This is a genomic window from Gemmatimonadales bacterium, from assembly GCA_030697825.1.
Classification (GTDB): Bacteria; Gemmatimonadota; Gemmatimonadetes; order Gemmatimonadales; family JACORV01; genus JACORV01.
The window spans coordinates 26,618-48,014 of sequence record JAUYOW010000214.1 but is presented as its reverse complement, the minus strand read 5'-3'; the positions used below and the strand labels follow the sequence as shown (position 1 = coordinate 48,014).

Below are 21,397 nucleotides of genomic sequence, written 5' to 3'. Positions count from 1 at the left end.
TCAGCCTCCCGCCAGGTAGGCGAGCGCCGCCTTGATTATCTCGGCGGTGTCGCGCTTGCCGTCGGCGACCAGCGCGCGGCGGACCGCGTCGTCGGCTTCCGCGGCGCGGTAGCCCAGCCGCACCAGGGCCTTGGTCGCGGCGTCGCTCGCGGTCGTCATCGGCGCGCCGGCCTCCGCGACCAGGTCGTCGGTTTTGTCGGCCAGCTCCAGCGCCAGCCGCTCGGCGGTCTTCTTCCCCACGCCCGGCACGCTCACCAGCGCGGCGATGTCCTTCTCGCGGATGGCCCGCACGATGCGCTCACTCGACAGCGCCGACAGCATGCCGAGCGCGAGCCTCGGCCCGACGCCGCTCGCCTGCATGAGGCGCTGGAAGACGCGCCGCTCCTCCGGTGTCACGAAGCCGTAGAGGGTCTGGCTGTCCTCGCGCACCACCAGGTGCGTGTGGATCTCCACCGGATGCCCCGGGGAGGGCAGGGTCTGGAGCGCGCGCGTCGGCACGAAGACCTCATACCCCACCCCGGAGGCCGTGCGCACCACGATGCGGTCCGCCTCCTTGAGGGCGAGCGTTCCCGTAAGGAGCGCGATCATCCGACCACGGCGCGGCGGAAGCGCCGGCCGGCCCGGAGGGAGTGGGTCAGTGCGACGGCGACGCCATCCGCCGCGTCCGATGGCGATGGCGCGGTCTTGAGCCGGAGGAGCTGCGTGATCATCCGTTGCACCTGCTCCTTGGTCGCGGCGCCGGCGCCCACGACGGCCTTCTTGATGACGGCGGGCGGGTACGTCGCGACGGGCACGCCGGCGCGGGCCGCCGCCAGGAGGATCACGCCGCGCGCGTGGCCGAGTACGAGGGCGCTGCGCACGTTCTTCGCCACGAAGACGTCCTCGATGGCCATGGCGTCCGGCCGGTGACGGGCGATGAGGTCGGTCAGGGCTTCGAAGATCGCGGCGAGGCGCTGCTCCAGGGGAGCGCGCGCCGGGGCGCGGACGACGCCGCATTCGATGAGGCGATGCGGGCCGGGACCGGTGCGTTCGATCACGCCGTAGCCGGTGGCGGTGGTGCCCGGGTCCACCCCGAGCACGATCACACTTCGGCCAGCGCCTCGAGGTCGACGTCGAAGTTCGAGGAGACCCTGGACACGTCGTCGTGCTCCTCGAGCGCCTCCATCAGCTTCACGAGCCTCCCGGCGTCACCGCCCTCCACCTTCACCGTGGACTTCGGCACCATGACGATCTCCGCCGATTCCCACCCGATCTTCTTCCGCCGCAGCCCTTCCTGCACCGCGTGAAAGTCGGAGACGTTCGTCGTGATGACGAATTGGTCGCCCTCGCGGGTCAGGTCTAGCGCGCCGGCCTCGAGCGCCGCCTCCATCGCGGCGTCCTCGTCGCTGCGCGTGGCGTCCAGGTAGATCTGGCCGCGCTTGTCGAACATCCACGCCACCGAGCCACTGGTGCCGAGGTTGCCGCCGTGCCGCGCGAAGAGGTGGCGGATGTCGGCCACGCTGCGGTTGGCGTTGTCGGTGGTGACCTCGATGAAGATCGCCGCGCCGCCGGGGCCGTAGCCCTCGTAGGTGACTTCCTCGTAACGGACGCCCTCGAGATCGCCGGTGCCCTTCTTGACCGCGCGGTCGATGTTCTCGGCGGGCATGTTGGCGGCGCGTGCCGTCTCGATGGCGAAGCGCAGGCGGGCGTTGCCGGCGGGGTCGCCGCCGCCCTGCCTCGCCGCCACGGTGATTTCCTTGATGAGCTTAGTGAAGTGCGCGCCGCGCCGTTGGTCGGTGACGGCCTTCTTGCGCTTGATCTGCTTCCATTTGCTGTGGCCTGCCACGCCGTGCCTCCGCGGATGCGGGAAAATCTAGCCCGCGCCCCCAAGCCGAGCAACGCAGCGCGCTTGACCCGCCACGACGTGCCCGTGATACTTCGCGCCCATGACCACCAGGACGTGCGCCGCCGCTCTTCTGATCACATCGCTTGCCGCCTGCGGCGGGGCGGAATCCCCCGGTGCACGGCCCGCCCCCGATGAACGGCCCGCCCCCGGTGCGCGGCCCGCCGTGCTCCGGGACGTGCCGGTCGTTGCAGGCTCGCAATTAGTCGACTCGACGGGGACCGACGAGACGCTGAGCGTGAGGTTCCTCGTGAACGTGCCCCGCGACTCGGTGGCGGGTTTCTACCGGCGCGGGCTGGCCGAGCGCGGCTGGCGGATCGTCGGGGACGCGATGAACGGCGAGATGGTTCAACTGTATGCCGAGCGTGACGGCCCGCCGTTGTGGATCCAGATCCGGAGCGCCGGCCCCGGCGTGACGCATTACACGCTGATCGGCGCGCAGGCGCAGGACTCCTCGGCGGGGCGGCCGCGCTAGCGGTCGGGGTCCACCATGTCCTCGAAGCGCATCCAGTCCTGGTAGAAGTACAGGTCCACGAACCCGGTGGCGCCGTGGCGGTTCTTGGCCACGATCAGTTCCGTCGCGCCTTCCACGCCCCTGGTCGTCTGATACATCTCCTCGCGGTACAGCCCCAGCACCACGTCCGCGTGGTACTTCACCGCGCCCAGCGCCCCGAAGTCGTCGAGCGAGGGCCGCGGGTCGCGCCGCTTGGGGTTGTGCCGCGGCAGCTGCGCCACGACCAGCAGCGCCGTATCGGCTTCGAGCGCGACTTCCTTGAGGCGGCGCACCGCCGCGGCCGTTTCCTCCGCCAGGTCGCGAGCGGCGCGCCGCGGCGGCAGGAGCTGGAGGTAGTCCACGATGGTGAGTGGCGCGCCGGCGGCGTTGATGCGCGCGGCCACTTCGTCGAAGCTGTCGGCGGCGGTCGGCACGAAGATCAGCGGACGGTCCCTCAGCCGCACCGCGGCGGCGCCCAGCGCCGCGCGCCTCTCGTCGGAGAGCTTGCCGCGCCGGATGTCGTCCACCCGCGTCCGGCTCTCGATGCCGAGCGCGCGCTCCCAGAGCCGTTCCTCGTCCATCTCGCCCGAAACGACGACGGCCCGCTCCCCGCGCTCCGCCACCCGGAGCGCGATGGCGAGCGCGAACGACGACTTGCCGACGCCGACGTCCCCGCCCAGCACGACGAGGTCGCGACGCCTGAAGCCGCCGCCCAGAATGCGGTCCACGCTGGGAAAGCCGCTGGAGACCGTCTCGGCGTTGCTCGGCGCGCCGGTGAGCTGCTGGTCCACGCGGCTCACGACGGCGGCGGCGGGGTTGGTGCGCCGCGGGATGTCGGGCATCAGGCGGGCGCGGCGCGCGCGACGGCCGGCACGGGCCGGGCGGCCTTGGCCGCGGCGGAGACGGCGTCTGCGACCTTGCGGCTCAGGCACTCCGCCGACGGTGCGACGAGGTGCGAGAGCACGACGGCGGGAGCGACGCGCGGCGCGCTGAGATCGGCGATGGCGGCGGTGAGCGACCGCCGGAGCGGGGCGGGGGCGTTGAGGCTCTTCAGTCTCGCCGACAGGGCGCGCAGGCGTTCGGGCTGGCGCGCCGCCGGCGCCGCGGGCGGCGCGGCGCCGAGGGCGGCGCGCACCACCAGCCATAGCGCGAAGACACCGTCACGCTCCGGTCCGCGGGCGCTATCAGAGAGGAACGTCGCGAAGGCGGCGTCGGTGCTGGACAGGGCGGGATGGCTCATGTCGGCAGTGGTGGGATCCCCACTCGGGAATGTAGCGGCGGCGCGGAGAACCGGCTAGGTTGGCCGGATGGCGACGCGGCCCAAGAGCATCCTCTGGGTGGACGACGAGATCGAGAGTCTCGAGTCCCACCGTCGCTTCCTCACCGACCACGGTTACGCGGTCGAGGCGGCGGCGCACGGGGACGACGCGCTGGAGCTTCTCCGCCGCCAGCCCTACGGCGTGGTGCTCGTGGACGAGCAGATGCCGGGGCAGCGCGGCCTGGAGCTGTTCGGGGCGATCCGGTCCCTCGATCCATCCATCCCGGTGGTCATGGTGACGAAGTCGGAGGACTCGGCCACCATGCACGAGGCGATCGGCCTGGCGGTCGACGACTACCTCGTGAAGCCGGTACAGCCGCGCCAGGTCCTCTCGGTCGTGACCCGGCTGCTCGACGGCGACCGCATCCGCCAGCAACACCTCTCGCGCGAGTTCGTGAGCCGCTTTCGCGAGCTGGACGAGCGTCGCGCCACGGCCCTCGGCTGGCGCGAATGGATCGACCTGGTCCGCGAGCTCGCCGTGTGGGACATCCGACTCTCGGAGGCGAACGAGCCCGGCCTGCTCGAGGCCCTGCGGGCCATGACGAGCGGCCTGCGCCGCGACTTCGCCGCCTTCATCACCCGCCACTACGCCGGGTGGATCAGCCACCCCGAAGCGGACCGGCCCGCGCTCTCGCACGACGTCGTGGAGGAGATGGTCCTCCCGGTGTTGAAGGAGCACGGCAAGGCGCTGTTCGTCATCGTGGACTGCCTGCGCCTCGACCAGTGGGAGGCGATCCAGCCGCTCATCGCGCCGTACTTCGAGATCGAGACGTCCTACTACTACAGCATCCTGCCGACCGCGACACCCTACAGCCGTAACGCGCTCTTCGCGGGCCTGCTGCCGCGGGACATCGCCGCGCAGCATCCCGCCTGGTGGACCGAGAAGGAGGAGGAGAGCCTCAACGCGCACGAACCCGAGCTGCTGGCGCGGCAGCTGGAGCGGCTCACCGGCCGTCCCGTGCCGGTGCGGTACGAGAAGCTGTTCGGCGGCTCGGACGCCGATGAGCTGGCGCGCAAGCTGCCGGCCTACCTGTCGCAGGGCGGCGTGACAGCGCTGGTCTTCAACTTCGTGGACCAGCTCACCCACTCGCGCTCCGAGAGCGCCATCCTGTTCGAGGTCGCGAAGGACGAGGCGGCGCTCCGCGCGCTCACCTGCGCCTGGTTCGAGCGCTCCTCTCTGAAAGCCGCCCTGCTCGAGGCCGAGCGGCGGAACGTGCGGGTCGTGCTCACCACCGACCACGGTTCGATCCACTGCCACACGCCGGCCACGGTGTTCGCCAAGCGCGACGCCACGAACAACCTCCGCTTCAAGTTCGGCGAGGATCTGCGGGCGGAGGACGCCAACGCCGCGATCTCCGTGGACGACCCCGAGCGCTACGGGCTGCCGCGCCGCGGCATGGGGGTGCGCGCCCTGTTCGCCGTCGGGGACCGGTTCTTCGTCTACCCGACCAAGCTGCGCGAATACCAGGCGCGGTATCGCGGCGCCTTCCTCCACGGCGGAGCCTCGCCCGAGGAGATGGTCCTGCCCATCGCGCTCCTGACGCCGCGGACGGGCCGCTAGGGTGAAGCGCTACCGCCGTCTGCTGCGGTTCGCCCGGCCGTACTTCCCGCTCCTCCTCGCCTGTTTCGGCGCCGCCGCCGTCGGCTCGGTGCTCGACGGCTTCACCTTCGCATTGATCATCCCGTTCCTCCGCGCCGTGTTCGGGGAGACGTCGCTATTGCCGGCCGCTGGACAGAACGGTGTCGAGCGCGCGCTCGACTGGCTGGTGGGCGGGCTCATCAGTCGAAGCGACCCGGAGGCCGCATTCCGCAACGTCGCGGTCATGATCCTCGCTTCGGTGCTGGTGAAGAACTTCCTGGTCTACGGGTCGCGCCTGGGCAGCGCCACGGTCCAGGAGAAGGTCGTCCGCGACCTCAGGAACGGGTTGTACCAGCATCTCCAGGGGATGCGGCTCGACTACTTCCAACGCACCCGCGGCGGCCAGCTGCTCACCCGCATGCTCGCTGACACGGACCAGGCGAAGGGCATCCTCGGCGACCAGGCCAACGCGCTCCTCCAGGCGGGCGCCCTGATCACGGTCTACCTGGTCATCCTCCTCGGGCTCTCCTGGCGGCTCTCGGTGCTGGCGCTGATCCTCGCGCCGCTCGTCACCCTCGCGCTCAGGCCGGTCGTCAAGCGGCTGGGCCGTCGCCTGCGCCGCACCCTCGACGACCGTGGCGAGCTGACCAGCCTCATGCAGGAGACGGTCGCCGGGGCGCGGCTCGTGAAGGCGTACGCCGCCGAAGGCTACGAGCGCCGCCGCTTCTCCGAGGCGGCGACTCGCTACATGCGGGGCGCGATCCGCGTCCAGGGCCTCGCCCTCGCCACCCAGCCCATCAACGAGACCTTCGGCGCGCTGGTGACGGTGCTGCTCCTGTGGGTGGGTACGCGGCTCGCGACCGGGCCCGGCGCGGAGCTCCGGCCGGAGAGCTTCATCCTTTTCCTGTTCGTCGCGCTCCGGCTGCTCGTGCCGCTCAAGACCATGGCCAACTTCCCTGCCGTTTTCGCCCAGGCGATGGGCGCCGGTGACCGAGTGCTGGAGGTGCTCGACCAGCCGGCGGACGAGGCGACCGCGCCCGGCCGCGAGACGGTGCGCGGGTTCGATAGGGCCATCGAGTTCAAGGGCGTGGGGTTCGCGTACGAGGGCGGCCCGTGGGTGCTGAGCGACATCGTTCTCGAGGCGAAGAAGGCCGACATCATCGCGATCGTTGGCGCGAGCGGGGCGGGGAAGAGCACCCTGGTGGACCTGCTGCCCCGGTTCATCGAGCCCACCCGCGGCGCGATCACGCTCGACGGCGCCGACCTGCGCGAGTTCACGCTGCCAAGCCTGCGCGGACTGATGGGGATCGTGAGCCAGGAGACCGTGCTCTTCAACGACACGGCGCGCGCGAACATCGCCTACGGCGCGACCGACCGGTACGACGCCGCGGCGATCGAGGCCGCGGCCCGGGCCGCCAACGCGCACGACTTCGTCGCCGCGCTGCCCCAGGGCTACGACACCGTGCTCGGCGAGCGCGGCGCGCGGCTCAGCGGCGGCGAGCGGCAGCGAATCGCGATCGCGCGCGCGCTGCTGCGCGACCCGCCCATCCTCATCCTCGATGAGGCGACGAGCGCGCTCGACACGGAGTCGGAGCGGCTGGTGCAGGAGGCGATCGACCGGCTCTTGAGGGGGCGCACGGTGTTCGTCATCGCGCACCGGCTCTCGACCGTGCAGCACGCCACCCAGATCCTGGTGCTCGACCGCGGGCGCATCGTCGAGCGCGGACGCCACGACGAGCTGCTGGAGAAGGGCGGCCTGTACCGCCGTCTCTACCTGCTCCAGTTCGGCGCCGACCCGAGGCCCGTCCTCACCACTTGACCCGCCGCAGCGACGCCGCCGTCGGGCTCGCGCTCGGTGCCGCCCTCGCGGCAGCGCGCGTGTTGCCTCGTTCCCTGGCGCGCGGCCTCGGCGCGGCGCTCGGCAGGCTGGCGCGCGATCCCCTGGCGCTGAGGCGCGCCGTCGCCGACCAGAACCTCGCCATCGCCTTCCCGGAGCTCGCGCCCGACGGGCGCGCGGCCCTGGGCCGACGGATGTACGCGCATTTTGGTCGGATGGCGGCCGACGTCCTCCGCTTCGCCGCCACGGGACCCGCGGCGTTCCTGCCACTGGTGGACGACACCGAGGGCCGGCGGCTCCTCGGCGATCTACTCGCGCGCGGGCGCGGCCTCATCGTCCTCACCGGGCATCTCGGCAACTGGGAGCTGGCCGGCGCATGGCTGGGGTCGCGCGGCCAGGCCGCCGCGGTGGTGAAACTGCCGGCCAGCCGGCTGGCGGCGCGCTACGCCGAAGCGACCCGCCGCCGGCTCGGGATCGAAACGATCCCGATGACCGAAGCGCGCTCGGGGGTGCTCGCAGCGCTGGCCGAAGCCCGGCCGGTCGCCCTGGTCGCGGACCAGAGCCCCATCCACGGCAGCACCTGGGTCCCGTTCTTCGGCCGGCCGACCAAGACCCCGGAGGGGCCGGGGCTCTTCGCCGCGCGCTCGGGTGCGCCGGTGGTCTTCGGCGCGATGATCGCCGAGCCGGGCGGGCGCTTTCGGCTCTCGGTGGACGTGCTGGACGAGGAGCCGCGCGGGGAGACGCGTGAGGTGATCGAGAGGATCGCTACCCGTTATCGCGCGCGGCTCGAGCAGGAGATAAGAAAGGCGCCGGAGCAGTACCTGTGGACCCACCGCCTGTGGAGACGCAAGCCGCCGGCCTGAATCTGCCCTCCCGCCTGTTCCGCTTCACACAGTTGCTGGCCCGATCGGCGCAACCGCGCCTTCGCCACAGCGACCCGCTCGATCCTCCTCCTACCCGCAAGTCGCGGGCGCCAAGTGCGATAGCCATTGTCGCGCGCTGCCCGCGTCTCCTGGCACCGCCCATGCCTCTCCTTGCCATCGGAAGCGCAGATGAAGGTGTACCGAGGCAGGAGGTGGTTATGACGACCAACGCGGATCTCCAGGCTGGCGCGACGGGCACCCACGTTCCGCAGCGCGAAGTGGAGCTGCCGGCGGCGGTGCTCATCGCGTGGTCCCTCGCTGGCGGGCTGCTGCTGGGTGGCGTGGCCGTGGTCGGCCTGCTGGCGACCGACCGGCTGAGCGCACACGCGTTCCTGATGATGAGCGTGCTGCTCTACGCGATCGGCGCGGCGCTCGGGCTGCTGCACGGGCTGGTCCTCGGCATCTTCGGGCGGCCGGATGGCACGACGCCGCGCGTGGCCGCCGGCCAGATGGCGCACGGCCTGATCTATCTGGTGCCTGCTCTGCTGCTCGGATGGCTCACGGCGGGGTGGGTGGCCACCCTGCCGATAGCGCTCCACAGTCACAAGGTGTTCGCGACCGCGGTGTCGGTGCTCGCGTGGCTGCTGACCTTCGGCGTCCTCGCGTTCGCCGCGGGCGCGGGCCTCGACGCCGCGAAGCTCGCTTACCGGCGCTGGCCGGACCGGGTGCCGGGCACGCTCCTCGTCGGCGCCACCTTCGTCGCGCTGGCCGTGACCGTGGCGATCCGCCGTCCGACCATCTGGTTCACCGACGTGCGGCTCACTGGCATCGGGGCGGCCGTGTTCGTGATCGCCGCCACCTTCTGGTTCTACGGGCCGATCATCACCACCGGACTGGCGCTGCTGCGGAAGGTCCGGCCGCTGCTCCCGGTCGCCCGCTTCGGTCCGGCGCGCGGGTGGCGTGACCTGCTCGGGCGCGCGGGACTGGCGGGCGCGGCGGGCGTCGTGGTGGCGCTCCTGGCGGTGCCGTTCAGCGAGGGAGTGCTCGGCATCCCCACCGACGCTTCGCGGCTCGGCGTGACGCGCGCCGTCGTCCTCGCGGTGGCCGACGCGGTCGCCGATGAGCTGGCGCTGAGGCTCTTCCTCTTCACAGTCGCCTTCGTCCTGGTGATGCGGTTCGTTCCACCCCGGCGCGAGTGGGCCGTGGGTGTCGCGGTGGTGGTCGCGACCCTTGCCGACATGCTGGTCCACTGGCCCATGGTTCCGGCCCTCGGCCTTCCGGGCGTCGCCGTCACCGTCTCCTACGTGGTGGCCCGCATGGCCATCCCGGCCGTCCTGTTCGGATATCTGTTCTGGCGTCGCGGCCTGGGGACGGCCATCGCCGCGCACGCATCTGCCGGCGCGGTGCTCGGGCTTCTGGCGATCTAGGTCCCCGGCTCGGTTCACTGAGGTGCGGTCCGCTTGCTTAACGGCACGCGGATTGCGCCTTTTCGCACAGTGGATGAGGCTGCAAGACCTGTCGGTCCGCGCCAAGGTCCTCGTGACCGGGCTGGGCGCCCTGCTCGTGGTGCTGGGCACGGCGACGCTGCTGTCGTTCCGCTACTGGGAGCGTGAGCAGTTCACCCTCACCGCGGACCACGCGCTGATGGCCGCCCGCGCCATTCGGCCCTCGATCGAGGGCGCTCTGGCTCACGGACAGGTGGGACTGGTGCGCGAGCGGCTCGATTCGCTCACCAACCGTCCCCCCGCCGAGGGCTACCGGATCGTCGCGTTCGACGGCCGTGTTCTCCTCTCCAGCAGTCCTGCCGAGGAAGGCGCCAAGAGGATCGGCGCCGCGCTGCCGGACCCGCGGGACATTCCGCCCGAAGGGCTGGTAGTGAGCGGTGCCGGCGCGCCCATCGTCAGCGCCGTGGTTGCGCTTTCGGGCGTCGGAGGCCCGGGAGGGCGCGCCACGCTGGAGTTCCTGCTCAACGAGAAGAAAATAGGAGACACGATCCGTCGGGGACGCACCTACGGCGTGGTGCTCACCGTACTGCTAGGGCTCGGTTATGCCGTGGTGCTGGGCGCGATGCTCGAGCGCGAGATTGTCGCGCCGCTGGGACAGCTGCGCGCGGGATTGGCGCGGGCCAGGGCGGGCGAGCAGGGCGCGCGGGTGGGAATGGAGCGCCGCGACGAATTCGGCCGGCTGGGCGCATCGGTGGATGCGCTGATCGCCAGGGAGCAGCAGGCCGAGCGTCTCGCTCAGACCCGCGGGCGCACTCTCGTGGAGCAGGCGGGGTTCGCGGAGGTCGGGGCGCTGGCGGCGGAGGTCGGGCACGAGATCAAGCGTCCCCTCGCCGGCATCAAGAGCGCCATCGAGCTGATCGCGCAGGAGTATGCGATGAGCGACGGAGAGAAGGCGCTGCTACGGCGCGTGGACCTCGAGCTGGTGCAGCTCGATCAGACGCTGCGCGACCTCCTGAGCCTCGCCAAGCCGGTGGGCCTGAACGCGCAGCCCACGAAGCTGCACGAGGTGATAGACGCGGCGCTGGTGCGGCTCTCCGGCGTGCCGGGGTCCGAGCGGGTGACCGTGGTGCGCGACTACGGCCCCGCCGTCCCGGTCATCGATGGTGACTCGGCGCGGCTGGAGCAGGCGATGCACAACCTGCTGGTCAACGCGGTCGAAGCCATGCCGGGCGGGGGCACGCTCACCGTCACGACCCGCTCCGGCGGCGAGGATGTCGCGGTGGACGTGGCTGACACGGGAGTCGGGATCGCGCCCGAGAACATCGACCGCATCCTCAAGCCCTTCTTCTCCACCAAGCCGTACGGTACCGGCCTCGGTCTCGCGCTGGTGGCGCGCGTGGTCGCGTCGCACGGCGGTCGCGTGTGGGTCGAGAGCGAGGTCGGCCGGGGCACGGTCTTCCACCTGCGATTCCCGGTGCGCGCCGCGGCGGCCGCGGCGGAGATGGCGGAGGCCTGATGGCCGGAGAGCGTCTCCTCATCGTGGAAGACGATGCCCTGCTGCGCAGCGTGCTCGCCGAGCGGTTGCAGCACGAAGGCATCGAGGTGGCGGCCGCCGGTACCCTGCGTGAGGCGCGCGCCGGGCTGGACACCGCTGCGCCGGATGTCGTGCTGCTCGACCTCCGCCTGCCGGACGGCGAAGGGCTCGATCTGCTCCGCGAGGCGGCGCACGGCGGCGACAGCGTGTGGGTCGTGATGACCGCGCACGCCACGGTCAGCCTGGCCGTGGAAGCGCTGAAGCTCGGCGCGCACGATTTCCTGGAAAAGCCGTTCTCGCTGGATCGCGCGGTCGCGACCGTGCGGCAGGCGCTGGCGGTGACGGCGCTGCGCCGCGAGGTCGCGGCGCTGCGGGACCGCAGCTCGCTGGCCGGCACGACGGTGATCGGCACCGGACCGGCAATGGAGCGCGTCTTCGAGCTGGTCGCGCGCCTGGCCGCGGCGGATGCGACCACCGTACTGATCGAGGGCGAGAGCGGCACCGGCAAGGGCGCGATCGCGCAGGCGATACACCGGCTCGGCCCGAGGGCCGCGCGGCCGTTCATGAACGTGACCTGCTCCGCGCTCCCCGAGACGCTCATGGAATCGGAGCTGTTCGGGCACGAGCGCGGCGCTTTCACCGACGCCCACGCGGCCAAGCGCGGACTGGTCGAGATGGCCGACGGCGGCACCCTCTTCCTCGACGAGATCGGCGAGCTGACCCCGGGTGTCCAGGCCAAGCTCCTCCGGTTCATCGAGGAGAAGACGTTCCGCCGCCTCGGCGCCACCCGCGATCTGAAGGTGGACGTGCGGATCATGGCCGCCACCAACCGGTCGCTCGCCGAGGAGGTCGATGCCGGACGGTTCCGCGCCGACCTCTTCTACCGGCTGCGGGTCATCCCCATCACCATGCCGCCGCTGCGCGAGCGACCCGAGGACATCGAGCCGCTGGCCAAGCACTTCGTGGCCCAGTTCAACCGCGAGCTCGGCAAGAGAGTGCGCGGGGTCGAGCCGGGCGCACTGGCCGTGCTGGCCCGCTATCCCTGGCCCGGCAACGTGCGGGAGCTCAAGAACGTCATCGAGCGCGCGGTGCTCCTCGCCGACGGCGAGACGCTCGGCACCCGTGAGCTGCCGCCCGAGCTGGCGGCGCCGCAGGCAAGCGCCGCCGTCTCTGGCGGGACGACGCTGGAGGAGGTCGAGCGCCGGCTCCTCGTCGCGGCGCTCGAGCACGCCCGAGGCAACCAGTCCCGCGCCGCGGAGGCGCTCGGCATCAGCCGGCATCAGGTGCGCACCCGGATGAAACGGTACGGCCTTCTCGCGGCCGCCTTGCTTGCCGTGGCGCCGCTCCTCCGGGCGCAGACGGCCGCGGAGCGGCGGACGAGCGCGCAGTGCGAGATCTGCCACGCCGACCGCGAGTTCCTCCACCGGCGGGCGCCGGCCGGCTACCATGCCGACTCGCTCTTCGTTTCGCGCGACGAGCTGAGCGGCACCGTCCACGCGTCCGTGCCCTGCGTGCGCTGCCACCCCATCCCCGGCCTCCTGCCGCACCCGGAGGAAGGGCGCGCGGTGGTGCCGTGCGGGACGTGCCACACCGAGGCGGATTCGCTGTGGCGGGCCGGTCCCCACGGGGGCCGCCGCGGCCGGGAGGAGGCGGGATGCGCGAGCTGTCACGGCACGCACGACGTGCGACCAAGCCGGGAGCTCGAGCGCGGCGCGGGCGCGATAGCGCTCTCGGCGCGCTGCGTGGCGTGTCACGCGGACCGGCCCTTCCCGCCGGGCGACGTGCACAAGGACCGGGTGAGCTGCGCCACGTGCCACGGGGCACACATGATCCAGCCGGTGCGCGATCCTGCCACGCGCGGCGTCCCCATCGCCATCTCGGAGCGGTGCGCGGGCTGCCACGACTCGGTGGCGACGGTCGCGTTCCGCGACGTCCACGGGATCGCGGCGCGCGCGCAGGTCGCGGGAGCGGCCCCGCTTCACGCCGACACCGCTGCCACCTGCGTTGCCTGCCACGGCGGCCACGGAATGAAGCCTGCACACGCCCTCGATCGCGAAGTGGCCCTGGTCGAGCGGTGCGGGGCCTGCCACCGGCGCGAGGGGGAGTCCTACGCCGACACCTACCACGGACGCGCGACGCGCGTCGGCTACTACCGCGCTGCGCGCTGCGTGGACTGCCACGGCTCTCACGAGATCTTCCCCTCCAGCGATCCCCGCGCGTCCACGTCCGCCGGGCGGAGGGTAGAGACTTGCGCCGCGTGCCACGGGTCGGCCGCGCGGCCCAGCTTCGTCTCCTACCGGGCCCACGTCCGTGCCCGCGATCCCTCCGACAGCCCGCCGGTCTTCGCCGCATGGCTGTTGATGAACGTGCTGCTCTTCTCGGTGTTCGCGGTGTTCGGGCTGCACACCGTGCTGTGGCTGGCGCGGCTGCTTGAGATCCGGTGGGCCGAGCGGCGGCGGCGGAAGGCGCTGGGGTTGCCCCCGCGGCCGAAGGAGCGCACGCCCATGGACAGCGCCGACCGGGGGAAAGGGCCGTACGTCTGGCGCTTCAAGCTCTTCCATCGCCTGGTGCACGGCGTCTCGGTCGTCAGCTTCTTCGCGCTCGTCATCACCGGCCTGCCGCTCCGCTTCTCGTGCGCGGTGTGGGCGGTGGACATGATGCGCCTCCTCGGCGGCACCCGTGTCGCCGGCCTGGTGCACCGCGGCGCCGGCGCCGTCACCGTGCTGTACTTCACCGCGCACGTCGTCTACACCACGGTGCTGCTCCTGCGCTCCACCAACCGGCGGGCGATGTTGTGGGGTCCCGACTCGGTGGTCCCGCAGCCCCAGGACTTCCGCGACTTCGTGCAGATGTTCAAGTGGTTCTTCGGCAGGGCGCCGTATCCGCGCTTCGGCCGGTACGGCTACAACGAGAAGTTCCACTACTTCGGCGCGTTCTGGGGGATCGTGCTGCTAGGTGGCACGGGACTGATCCGCTGGTTCCCGGGCATCTTCACGAGGATCCTGCCCGGCTGGGCGTTCAACGTCGCGGCGGTCATCCACTCCGAGGAGGCGATGCTCGCCGCCGGCTTCATGTTCCTCATCCACTTCTTCAACGTGCACCTCAGGCCGGACAAGTTCCCGCTGGACGGCGTGATGTTCACCGGCCGCGCCACGGCGGAGTCACTCGAGGCGGATCACCCGCTCACCGCCGAAACCTGGGGTGACCTGGCCTCGCGTCCGGTCAGCCCTCGCGCCGTCCCCGACGCGCCGGCGCCGCCGCCGCCGCGCTGGATGACGATCGCGGCTGCGACTCTGGGCCTGCTGGCTCTCGCCGTCGGACTGGTCATCGTCGGCATGATCATGTGGGTGCAACTATGCTAGCGCGCACCTCGGTCGTCACCGCGCTCGCCGCCGTGTTCGCCGCCCTCCCGGCCCGGCCCGCGCGCGCCCAGCGGTCCCCCGAGTGCGAGCGCTGCCACGCGAGCCGGGAGTTCCTGCTCGGGGCGGCCTCCGATCGGAACGTCGGAGCGGGCCTCGTCGTGACGCGCGCCGCGCTCTCGGGCGGGCCGCACGCGAGCGTGGCGTGCGCCGCCTGCCACACCGGCGTCGAGCGCTATCCGCACCAGCCGGCGGCGGCGCTGCGGGTGGTGTGCGGTCGCTGCCACGCCGAACAGGACTCCCGCTGGCGGGCGGGGGTCCATGCCAGGGCGCGCGGGGACGCGCCGGCCGCGACCTGCGTCGCTTGCCACGGCGGGCACGACGTCGCGCGGTCCGGCTTCCTGCCGACGGCCGCCGGCCGCGCGCACATGCGCGAGGCGTGCCGGCGCTGCCACCCGGGGCAGGTGCGGAGCGCCGCCCGCGACGTGCACGGGGACTCGATCGCGTGCACCCGCTGCCACGGCACGCACGACATGCGTCCCGTGCCCGATGAGGCCACGCGGAAGATCGACCTGGCGCTCGCCCGCGCGTGCAGCGCGTGCCACACGAAGGAGAGCGCGACGTACTGGGGCGACGTCCACGGGCGCACCGCGGCGCGCCAGGCTTCGGGGGTGGAGCCGATCGGCGCCGACACCGCGGCGACCTGCATCTCCTGCCACGGCGAGCACGGGATCCGTCGCGCCAGCGATCCCACCTGGCGGTTCGCGTCGACGCTCGCGTGCACGCGGTGCCACGAGGAGTATGGCTCGACCTTCCGCGACACCTATCACGGCCAGGCCGCGGCCCTGGGCTCCGTTCGGGCCGCCGAGTGCGCCGACTGCCACACGGCGCATGCCGTGTTCCGGACGACGGACCCGGCCTCGACCGTCTCCGCCGGGAACCGGATCGCGACTTGCCGGCACTGCCACGAGGGCGCGAGCGGAGGGTTCGCCGGGTATCGGCCCCACGCCAACCCCAGGAGCCGCGCGCAGAACCCGGGGATCTTCTACATCTGGTTCTTCATGAACGTCGTGCTGTACGGCACGATGATCGGGTGGGGTACGCACGCGGCCCTGTGGTACGCGCGCACGATGATCGACCGGCGGCGGCAACCCGCGGCGGCGCACGCGGCGCCGGCCGAACCGCTTGACGCCGCGTTGCGGGGCGGCCCACCCTACGTGTGGCGTTTCAACCTCGTCTTCCGGGTCATCCACGCGCTGATCGTGGCCAGCTTCTACCTGCTGGTCCTCACCGGGCTGCCCCTGAGGTACAGCTGCACCGCGTGGGCGCCGGCGCTGGCACGGCTGTTGGGCGGCGGGATACTCGCGGGTCGGATCCATCGCGTTGCCGGCGTGATGGTCTTCGGTTACTTCGGGCTCTACGCGGCGTACCTGGCGTACCGGGTGTGGAGGGCGCGGGACAAGCGCGGCCTGCTGCTCGGATCCGAGTCGATCGCCTTCCGGTGGCAGGACGCGCGCGATGCGGTGGCGATGGTGAAGTGGTTCTTCGGGCGCGGGCCGAAGCCGCAGTTCGGCCGGTATAGCTACCTGGAGAAGTTCGACTACTTCGCGGAGCTGTGGGGCGTCGGCATCATCAGCGCGACCGGCATCGTGCTCTGGCAGCCGGTGTTCTTCGCGCGGATCTTCCCCGGCATCGTGTTCAACGTCGCCATCATCATCCACTCGTACGAGGCGATGATCGCGACCGCCTTCATCTTCATCATCCACTTCTTCAACGTCCATCTCCGGCCCGACAAGTGGCCGCTCGACGCGGTCATGTTCACTGGCCGCGCCTCGCTCCGGTACATGGAGGAGGAGCATCCGCTGATCGCCGGGGCGTTGCGGGCTAAGGTGGAAGGGAAGGAACCCAGCCGCCGGGCGATCATCGACGAGGCGGCTCCGCCGCCGCCCGGATGGATGAACATGGTCGCGGCCGTGAGCGGCTTGCTGCTCCTCGGTGTCGGCCTCCTCCTGATCGGCCTCGTGCTCTGGGGAACGCTGTGCTAGTAGGGCGCTTGGGCGTCGCCGTCGGGTTGGTCGCCGCGCTCTGCGGCTGTGGGCGCGAGGAGGGCGGGGCACGGCGACTCGCGCACCAGCGCGTGGCGTGTCTCGGCTGCCACCGGGAGGGCGCCGTGGAGGCCGGGCGCGTCGGTGTGCCGGACGGGGCTTGCTCCACGCAGCGCTGCCACCCGACCGGCGGCCCGGCGCGGGCGCGCGTGGCGATGGTGGAGTTCGCGCACGACAGCCACCCGGCGGGCGACGGCCGCGTCGTCCCGTGCGCGGCCTGCCACTCTCACGCGCCGGACTCGATGTCTCTCGCCGCGGACGCGTCGGCCTGCGTGCTGTGCCACTTCACGCAAATCGCCGGGCGCAGCGACACCGGCTGCGCCGGCTGCCACCCAGCTCCTCGACACACGCGGCAGACCAGCCAGGGCCTGCAGCTGCCACATCCCTCGCTTCAGAGCGCCCAGGTGCCGTGCACGCGCTGCCACTACCAGCTCGTGGAGGGCGATACGGCGGTAGCTGTCGCGCGTTGCACCGACTGCCACCGGGGTGACCGCGCCCGCCCGGCCGAGACGATCGATACGACGATCAACGCCGCGCGGGCGCACACCACGCACGGTGACTTCGCCTGCCGGGCCTGCCACACGCAGCCGGCGCACCGGGTGGTCGCGATGAGCTCGTCCATCGTGCTACGGTGCCTGGACTGTCACGCGTCCCGGCACCGGCGGCCCATCCCCGCCGACACGTCGCGGACCGCGGCCTGCGCCGACTGCCATGAAAGCGTGCACTCGGAGCAGCAGCGACTCATGCTCGGCCTGATGCCGGGCGAGGAGCTCCGCCCCAACTCGATGTTCATGGCCGGGGTCACCTGCCGCTCCTGTCACGCGGCGCCGGGCCAGGCGCCGCCCCGCCCCGGACGGTCGTTGCGCACCACGCCCGCGGCGTGCACCGGCTGCCACGGCGGCGAATGGAGCGGCATCCTGCAAAGGTGGCGTCGCGGATACGCGCGTCGGCGCGATTGGGTGAGCGGCTATTTGCGCGACGCGGAAGCGGCGCTCGGCGACAGCGCGGCCCCCCGCGCCGCGAAGGTCAGGCTCCGTCAGGCAGGAAGCCAGCTCGCGTTCGTGGACCGCGCGGGGCCGATGCACAACCTGCCGGTGGTGGACCAGGTGATGCGGCGCGCCCTCGCTCTGACCGTGGAGGCGTACCAGCTGGCGTCGCGCACCCCACCGCCGCGGCCGGAGCTGGGGCCCCCGGTCGCCGACGGCGGCTGTACCTACTGTCACTACGGGATCGAGGAGGCGCGGGCGGGAGGCGATACTGTTTCGGGAAGGCCTCTGACCCACGCCGGGCACGTTCTCGAGGCCGGTCTCTCGTGCGACAACTGTCACGCGGCGGGCCGGGCGCCTCCCGGCATCCCGGACAGTCTATGGATAGACACGACGCGCACGGACCGGGGCCCGCGGCGGAGGGTCAGTTAGGCGGATGGCGAGGCGGCCGGCACGGGCCGCGCCGTGATCGCGAAGGTCGGGCAGTGCCGGATCACGTCGCCGTCTATCGGCGACCACTCGCACGGGCCATCGGGCCCGACTGCCTTCCCATTCTCCATCCTGAACATCCCGGGCGCCGAGTAGCTGAGGCAGGCGCCGCAGCCTATGCACCGCTCCTCGTTGACGCGGATCTGCACCAGCCGCCGGGGGAAGATCCCCTCGGTCGCGGCCTGGATCGCGTTCCCCGTCCGCTCGAGCGCCACCCGCGTCGCGCGGTGACCCTCGTCCATCAACTCGCGCGTGTGGTCGAAAGACATCATGGGAAGTTGCTGCACGCTGGGCTGCACCAGGAGCAACGGTGGCTTGGCCCAGGAGCGCAGGTGCCACTCCATCGCCTGCTGGAATACGATCTCGGAGCCGCGCGCGTAGACCGCCGCGAACCCCGCCTCCTGCGTGTCGGCGCGAAGGAGGCTCGACGCCCCCACGTTCACCGCCACCACCGCGTCCATGCCGCGCGCCGCGGCGATGCGCACCGGAAGGTTGTCCACGATCGCGCCGTCCACGTAGAAGCGGCCGCCGATCTCGTGGGGCGCGAAGAACCCGGGCAGCGCGCACGAGGCGAACACCGCGTCCGCCACCCGCATGTCCCCGAGGCCCGGCAGCCCCCAGAACATCTGGGTGCCGCTGTTGATGTCGACGGAATTGATGATGAGGGTACGCTTGAGCTCCCGGAACTTCACGTCTCCGACGAGGCGCTGGATGAGCGCGGCGAGGGGCTCGGAACGGTAGAGGGCGGGCGAGCGCATCCGCTTGAACGCCATGTCGCCGTGCGCGATCTGGAAGATGTCGCGACGGGTGAGATCGAGCGAGATCTGCTCCATCTCGGCGATGGTGTACCGGCCGGTGGCCCAGACCGCTCCCAGCAGCGACCCGATGCTGGTGCCGACGATCTCGGCGGGGATCCAGCCGCGCTCCTCGAGCGCGCGCAGCACACCCACGTGCGCGAGACCGCGCATGCCGCCGCCGCCCAGGACGAGACCGAAACGCCAGGTGGGATTCACCGCCGCTTGCCGTGCCATCGCATCGGGGGTTAACGTAGCGGCGGTCACCATGCCAGCGCCACTCCGCCCATGACGCACGTCGCCGCCGCGCCGCGGCTGCGCGAACTCGTACGGGAGCTGCGCGACCGCGAGTTCCCCTGGACCGCGGCGACCACCTACCTCAACAACGCATCCGTCGGACCGATCCCCGAGCGCACCCGCCTCGCGCTCGAGGCGTTCAACGCCAAGCGCACCGCGCCACACCTGTTGCCCGACCGCGAGCTCATGGCCCATCTCGCTTCAGCGCGCGCGGCCGCGGCCCGGCTCATCAACGCGACGCCGGAAGAGATCGCGCTCGGGCCCAACACGACGTACGGGATCAACGTCGCCGCGGGAGCGCTGCCGCTGGCGCGCGGCGAGACCGTGCTGCTCAGCGACCGCGAGTTCCCGGCCAACGTGTATCCGTGGCTGGCGCTCCGGAAACGTGGCGTCGAGGTCGAGCTCGCGCCCGTCAACGCCGAGGGGTTCCCCGACGAGGACTACCTCGTCGAGCGCCTGAGCGACCCCAGGGTGCGCGTGCTCGCGGTGTCGTTCGTGCAGTTCAGCAACGGTTTCAGGGCCGACCTCGCGCGCCTTTCGGCGGCGTGCCGCGCCAACGGCGCGTACCTGGTCGTGGACGCGATACAGGGACTTGGCAACTCGCCGCTCGACGTGCGCGAGACGCCGGTGGACGTGCTTGCCTGCGGCGGGCAGAAGTGGTTGCTCTCGCCGTGGGGCTCCGGTTTCTGCTACGTGCGGCGCGAGCTGATCCCCACGGTGGAGCCCGCGAGCGTGGGGTGGATGGCGTTCGAGGGGACCGAGGACTTCACCAACCTGGTGAACTACGGCGACCGGCTTCGCGACGACGCGCGACGCTTCGAGGTGCACACCGTCGCCTTCCAGGACCAGCTCGGCATGGCGACGTCCCTGGGGCTGCTGATGGAGCTGGGCGTCGACGCGATCGGCGGGTACGTGCGCTCGCTGGCGGAGCCGGTGCTGGAGTGGTCGCGCCGCCGCGGGGTGCGCATCGTCTCACCGGCCGACGACCTCCACCGGTCGGGGATCGTGTGCGTGGCGCCCGAGGATGCGCGCGAAGCGCATCGGAGGCTCAAGCAGGCGGGAGTGATCTGCGCCTTCCGGGAGGGGGCGATTCGGCTCAGCCCACACTGCTACAATACGATTGACGAGATGGAGAAGGTGGTGGATGTGTTGGAAACGGTGATGAGTGTCAGGCGATAAACTGCTCCTATCACGCTTCATTCAATAACGACGTCCGCGAACTTCAGCTTACCATACTTCACGACGTAGGCCCCCGCCATCAACTCGGTGTTCGCGCCCGCCACCTTCGCGCCGTCGATCTGCACTCCTCCCTGCGTGACCATCCGCCGCGCCTCGGATATCGATTTCGCGAAGCCGATGTCCTTGAGTACGACGGCAAGGCTCGCCGGCGCGTGCGTGAAGCGCGGCCGCTCCGTCGGCGCCTCCTTCGCCTTGAACAGCTTGTCGAAGTGCGCCGAGGCCCGCTCCGCCGCTTCCGCGCCGTGGAACTGCGTCACGATGTCGCGTGCGAGCCGGCGCTTGGCCTCGTACGGCTTCTTCCGGCACTTCTCGAGCGCGGCCGGCAGGTCGGGCGCGCCTAGCGAGGAGACGAGTGTGGTCCACTCCGCGAGCAGGGTGTCCGGGATGGACATCGTCTTCCCGTACTGGTCTTCCGGCGTCTCGGTGATGCCGATGAAGTTGTCGTAGCTCTGCGACATCTTGCGCTCGCCGTCGGTGCCGCGCAGCAGCGGCATTATCACGCACACCTGCGGCTCCAGCCCGTAGCGCTCCATCAGGGTGCGCCCGACCAGGAGGTTGAACTTCTGGTCCGTGCCTCCCACTTCCACGTCCGACTTCAGCGCGACCGAGTCGTACCCCTGTAGCAGCGGATAGAGCAGCTCGAGGATCGAGATCGGCGTTCGAGCGTCGAACCGCTTGGCGAAATCGTCGCGCTCCAGCAGGCGCGCCAGCGTGTAGTGCGCCGCGAGGGTCAGCACGTCCGTGAGCTTCAGCTCGCCGTGCCAACGGCTGTTCCGGTCGAGGATCGTGTGCTTCGGGTCGAGCACCTTGAACACCTGCTCGCGGTAAGTCGCCGCGTTCTGCTGCACCTCTTCTTCGGTGAGCCGGGGCCGGGTCTCGCTGCGGCCGCTGGGGTCGCCCACCAGCGCGGTGAAGTCGCCTATTAGGAAAACGACGCGGTGCCCCAGGTCCTGAAACGTTCGGAGCTTTCGTATCGACACCATGTAGCCGAGGTGCAGGTGCGGGCGCGTGGGGTCGAAGCCCTGCTTCACGACCAGCGGCTCGCCGGTGTTGAGCGAGCGCTCGATCTTCTTCGCGAGCAGGTCTTCGGGAATGACTTCGACCGAGCCGCGTCGGATCGCGTCCATCTGCTCGTTGAGAGGCGGAAAGTCGGGCATGGCGGCGTACGCTAGCGGAG

General features: G+C 71.4%; 17 protein-coding genes. 10 read left to right on the top strand and 7 right to left on the bottom strand.

Translation table 11 applies throughout. The features are described 5' to 3' along the window. Genes ruvA through Q8Q85_11355 form a run of 3 tightly spaced genes read right to left on the bottom strand, consistent with a single transcriptional unit; the run spans position 1 to position 1,825 of the window. Positions 1 to 588 carry a Holliday junction branch migration protein RuvA gene (gene ruvA, locus Q8Q85_11365; protein ID MDP3774853.1) on the bottom strand — a complete coding sequence of 196 codons (588 nt, stop codon included), beginning with the start codon at positions 586 to 588 and terminating at the stop codon, positions 1 to 3. Next, positions 585 to 1,085: a crossover junction endodeoxyribonuclease RuvC gene (ruvC, locus tag Q8Q85_11360; GenBank protein MDP3774852.1), complete on the bottom strand. Its 501-nt coding sequence runs from the start codon at positions 1,083 to 1,085 to the stop codon at positions 585 to 587. The genes ruvA and ruvC overlap by 4 nt, the downstream gene beginning before the upstream one ends. Further along, on the bottom strand, positions 1,082 to 1,825 hold the full coding sequence (locus tag Q8Q85_11355; protein MDP3774851.1) for a YebC/PmpR family DNA-binding transcriptional regulator: 744 nt from the start codon (positions 1,823 to 1,825) through the stop codon (positions 1,082 to 1,084). Before Q8Q85_11355 ends, ruvC begins: the two co-directional genes overlap by 4 nt. Before the next feature lie 235 nt (positions 1,826 to 2,060). Here Q8Q85_11355 and Q8Q85_11350 point away from each other — a divergent pair, with 235 nt between their 5' ends. Further along, positions 2,061 to 2,357: a hypothetical protein gene (locus tag Q8Q85_11350; protein ID MDP3774850.1), complete on the top strand. Its 297-nt coding sequence runs from the start codon at positions 2,061 to 2,063 to the stop codon at positions 2,355 to 2,357. On the opposite strand, the gene Q8Q85_11345 is transcribed toward Q8Q85_11350, so the two are convergent. Next, positions 2,354 to 3,217 (bottom strand): DnaB-like helicase C-terminal domain-containing protein, encoded by an 864-nt coding sequence (locus Q8Q85_11345; GenBank protein ID MDP3774849.1) that lies wholly within the window; start codon positions 3,215 to 3,217, stop codon positions 2,354 to 2,356. The two genes, Q8Q85_11350 and Q8Q85_11345, sit on opposite strands and share 4 nt — an antisense overlap. Beyond that, positions 3,217 to 3,615 carry a hypothetical protein gene (locus tag Q8Q85_11340; protein MDP3774848.1) on the bottom strand — a complete coding sequence of 133 codons (399 nt, stop codon included), beginning with the start codon at positions 3,613 to 3,615 and terminating at the stop codon, positions 3,217 to 3,219. Before Q8Q85_11340 ends, Q8Q85_11345 begins: the two co-directional genes overlap by 1 nt. A 67-nt stretch (positions 3,616 to 3,682) precedes the next feature. Here Q8Q85_11340 and Q8Q85_11335 point away from each other — a divergent pair, with 67 nt between their 5' ends. From Q8Q85_11335 to Q8Q85_11300, 8 genes are all read left to right on the top strand, one after another. Beyond that, positions 3,683 to 5,254: a bifunctional response regulator/alkaline phosphatase family protein gene (locus Q8Q85_11335; protein MDP3774847.1), complete on the top strand. Its 1,572-nt coding sequence runs from the start codon at positions 3,683 to 3,685 to the stop codon at positions 5,252 to 5,254. A 1-nt stretch (position 5,255) separates the two neighbouring features. Further along, complete coding sequence (locus Q8Q85_11330) at positions 5,256 to 7,091, top strand: ABC transporter ATP-binding protein (protein MDP3774846.1); 1,836 nt, start codon at positions 5,256 to 5,258, stop codon at positions 7,089 to 7,091. Further along, entirely contained in the window at positions 7,088 to 7,972 is an 885-nt protein-coding gene (locus Q8Q85_11325) for a hypothetical protein (GenBank protein ID MDP3774845.1), read from the top strand. Before Q8Q85_11330 ends, Q8Q85_11325 begins: the two co-directional genes overlap by 4 nt. Before the next feature lie 218 nt (positions 7,973 to 8,190). Next, the gene (locus Q8Q85_11320) at positions 8,191 to 9,399 is read left to right on the top strand and encodes a hypothetical protein (GenBank protein MDP3774844.1); all 1,209 of its coding nucleotides are present in this window, start codon (positions 8,191 to 8,193) and stop codon (positions 9,397 to 9,399) included. A 73-nt stretch (positions 9,400 to 9,472) separates the two neighbouring features. Further along, entirely contained in the window at positions 9,473 to 10,933 is a 1,461-nt protein-coding gene (locus tag Q8Q85_11315; protein ID MDP3774843.1) for an ATP-binding protein, read from the top strand. Continuing rightward, positions 10,933 to 14,313 (top strand): sigma 54-interacting transcriptional regulator, encoded by a 3,381-nt coding sequence (locus Q8Q85_11310; GenBank protein MDP3774842.1) that lies wholly within the window; start codon positions 10,933 to 10,935, stop codon positions 14,311 to 14,313. The genes Q8Q85_11315 and Q8Q85_11310 overlap by 1 nt, the downstream gene beginning before the upstream one ends. Continuing rightward, positions 14,307 to 16,355 carry a hypothetical protein gene (locus tag Q8Q85_11305; protein MDP3774841.1) on the top strand — a complete coding sequence of 683 codons (2,049 nt, stop codon included), beginning with the start codon at positions 14,307 to 14,309 and terminating at the stop codon, positions 16,353 to 16,355. The genes Q8Q85_11310 and Q8Q85_11305 overlap by 7 nt, the downstream gene beginning before the upstream one ends. A gap of 8 nt (positions 16,356 to 16,363) precedes the next feature. Then, the gene (locus Q8Q85_11300; GenBank protein MDP3774840.1) at positions 16,364 to 17,833 is read left to right on the top strand and encodes a cytochrome c3 family protein; all 1,470 of its coding nucleotides are present in this window, start codon (positions 16,364 to 16,366) and stop codon (positions 17,831 to 17,833) included. On the opposite strand, the gene Q8Q85_11295 is transcribed toward Q8Q85_11300, so the two are convergent. Then, positions 17,830 to 18,921: a patatin-like phospholipase family protein gene (locus tag Q8Q85_11295; protein ID MDP3774839.1), complete on the bottom strand. Its 1,092-nt coding sequence runs from the start codon at positions 18,919 to 18,921 to the stop codon at positions 17,830 to 17,832. The two genes, Q8Q85_11300 and Q8Q85_11295, sit on opposite strands and share 4 nt — an antisense overlap. A gap of 51 nt (positions 18,922 to 18,972) precedes the next feature. Between Q8Q85_11295 and Q8Q85_11290 the strand changes: the two genes are divergently transcribed. After that, on the top strand, positions 18,973 to 20,160 hold the full coding sequence (locus Q8Q85_11290; protein MDP3774838.1) for an aminotransferase class V-fold PLP-dependent enzyme: 1,188 nt from the start codon (positions 18,973 to 18,975) through the stop codon (positions 20,158 to 20,160). A gap of 17 nt (positions 20,161 to 20,177) precedes the next feature. Here the strand turns inward: Q8Q85_11290 and tyrS are convergent, their stop codons facing one another. Beyond that, entirely contained in the window at positions 20,178 to 21,377 is a 1,200-nt protein-coding gene (gene tyrS / locus Q8Q85_11285; protein MDP3774837.1) for a tyrosine--tRNA ligase, read from the bottom strand. Between the last annotated feature and the right edge of the window lie 20 nt (positions 21,378 to 21,397).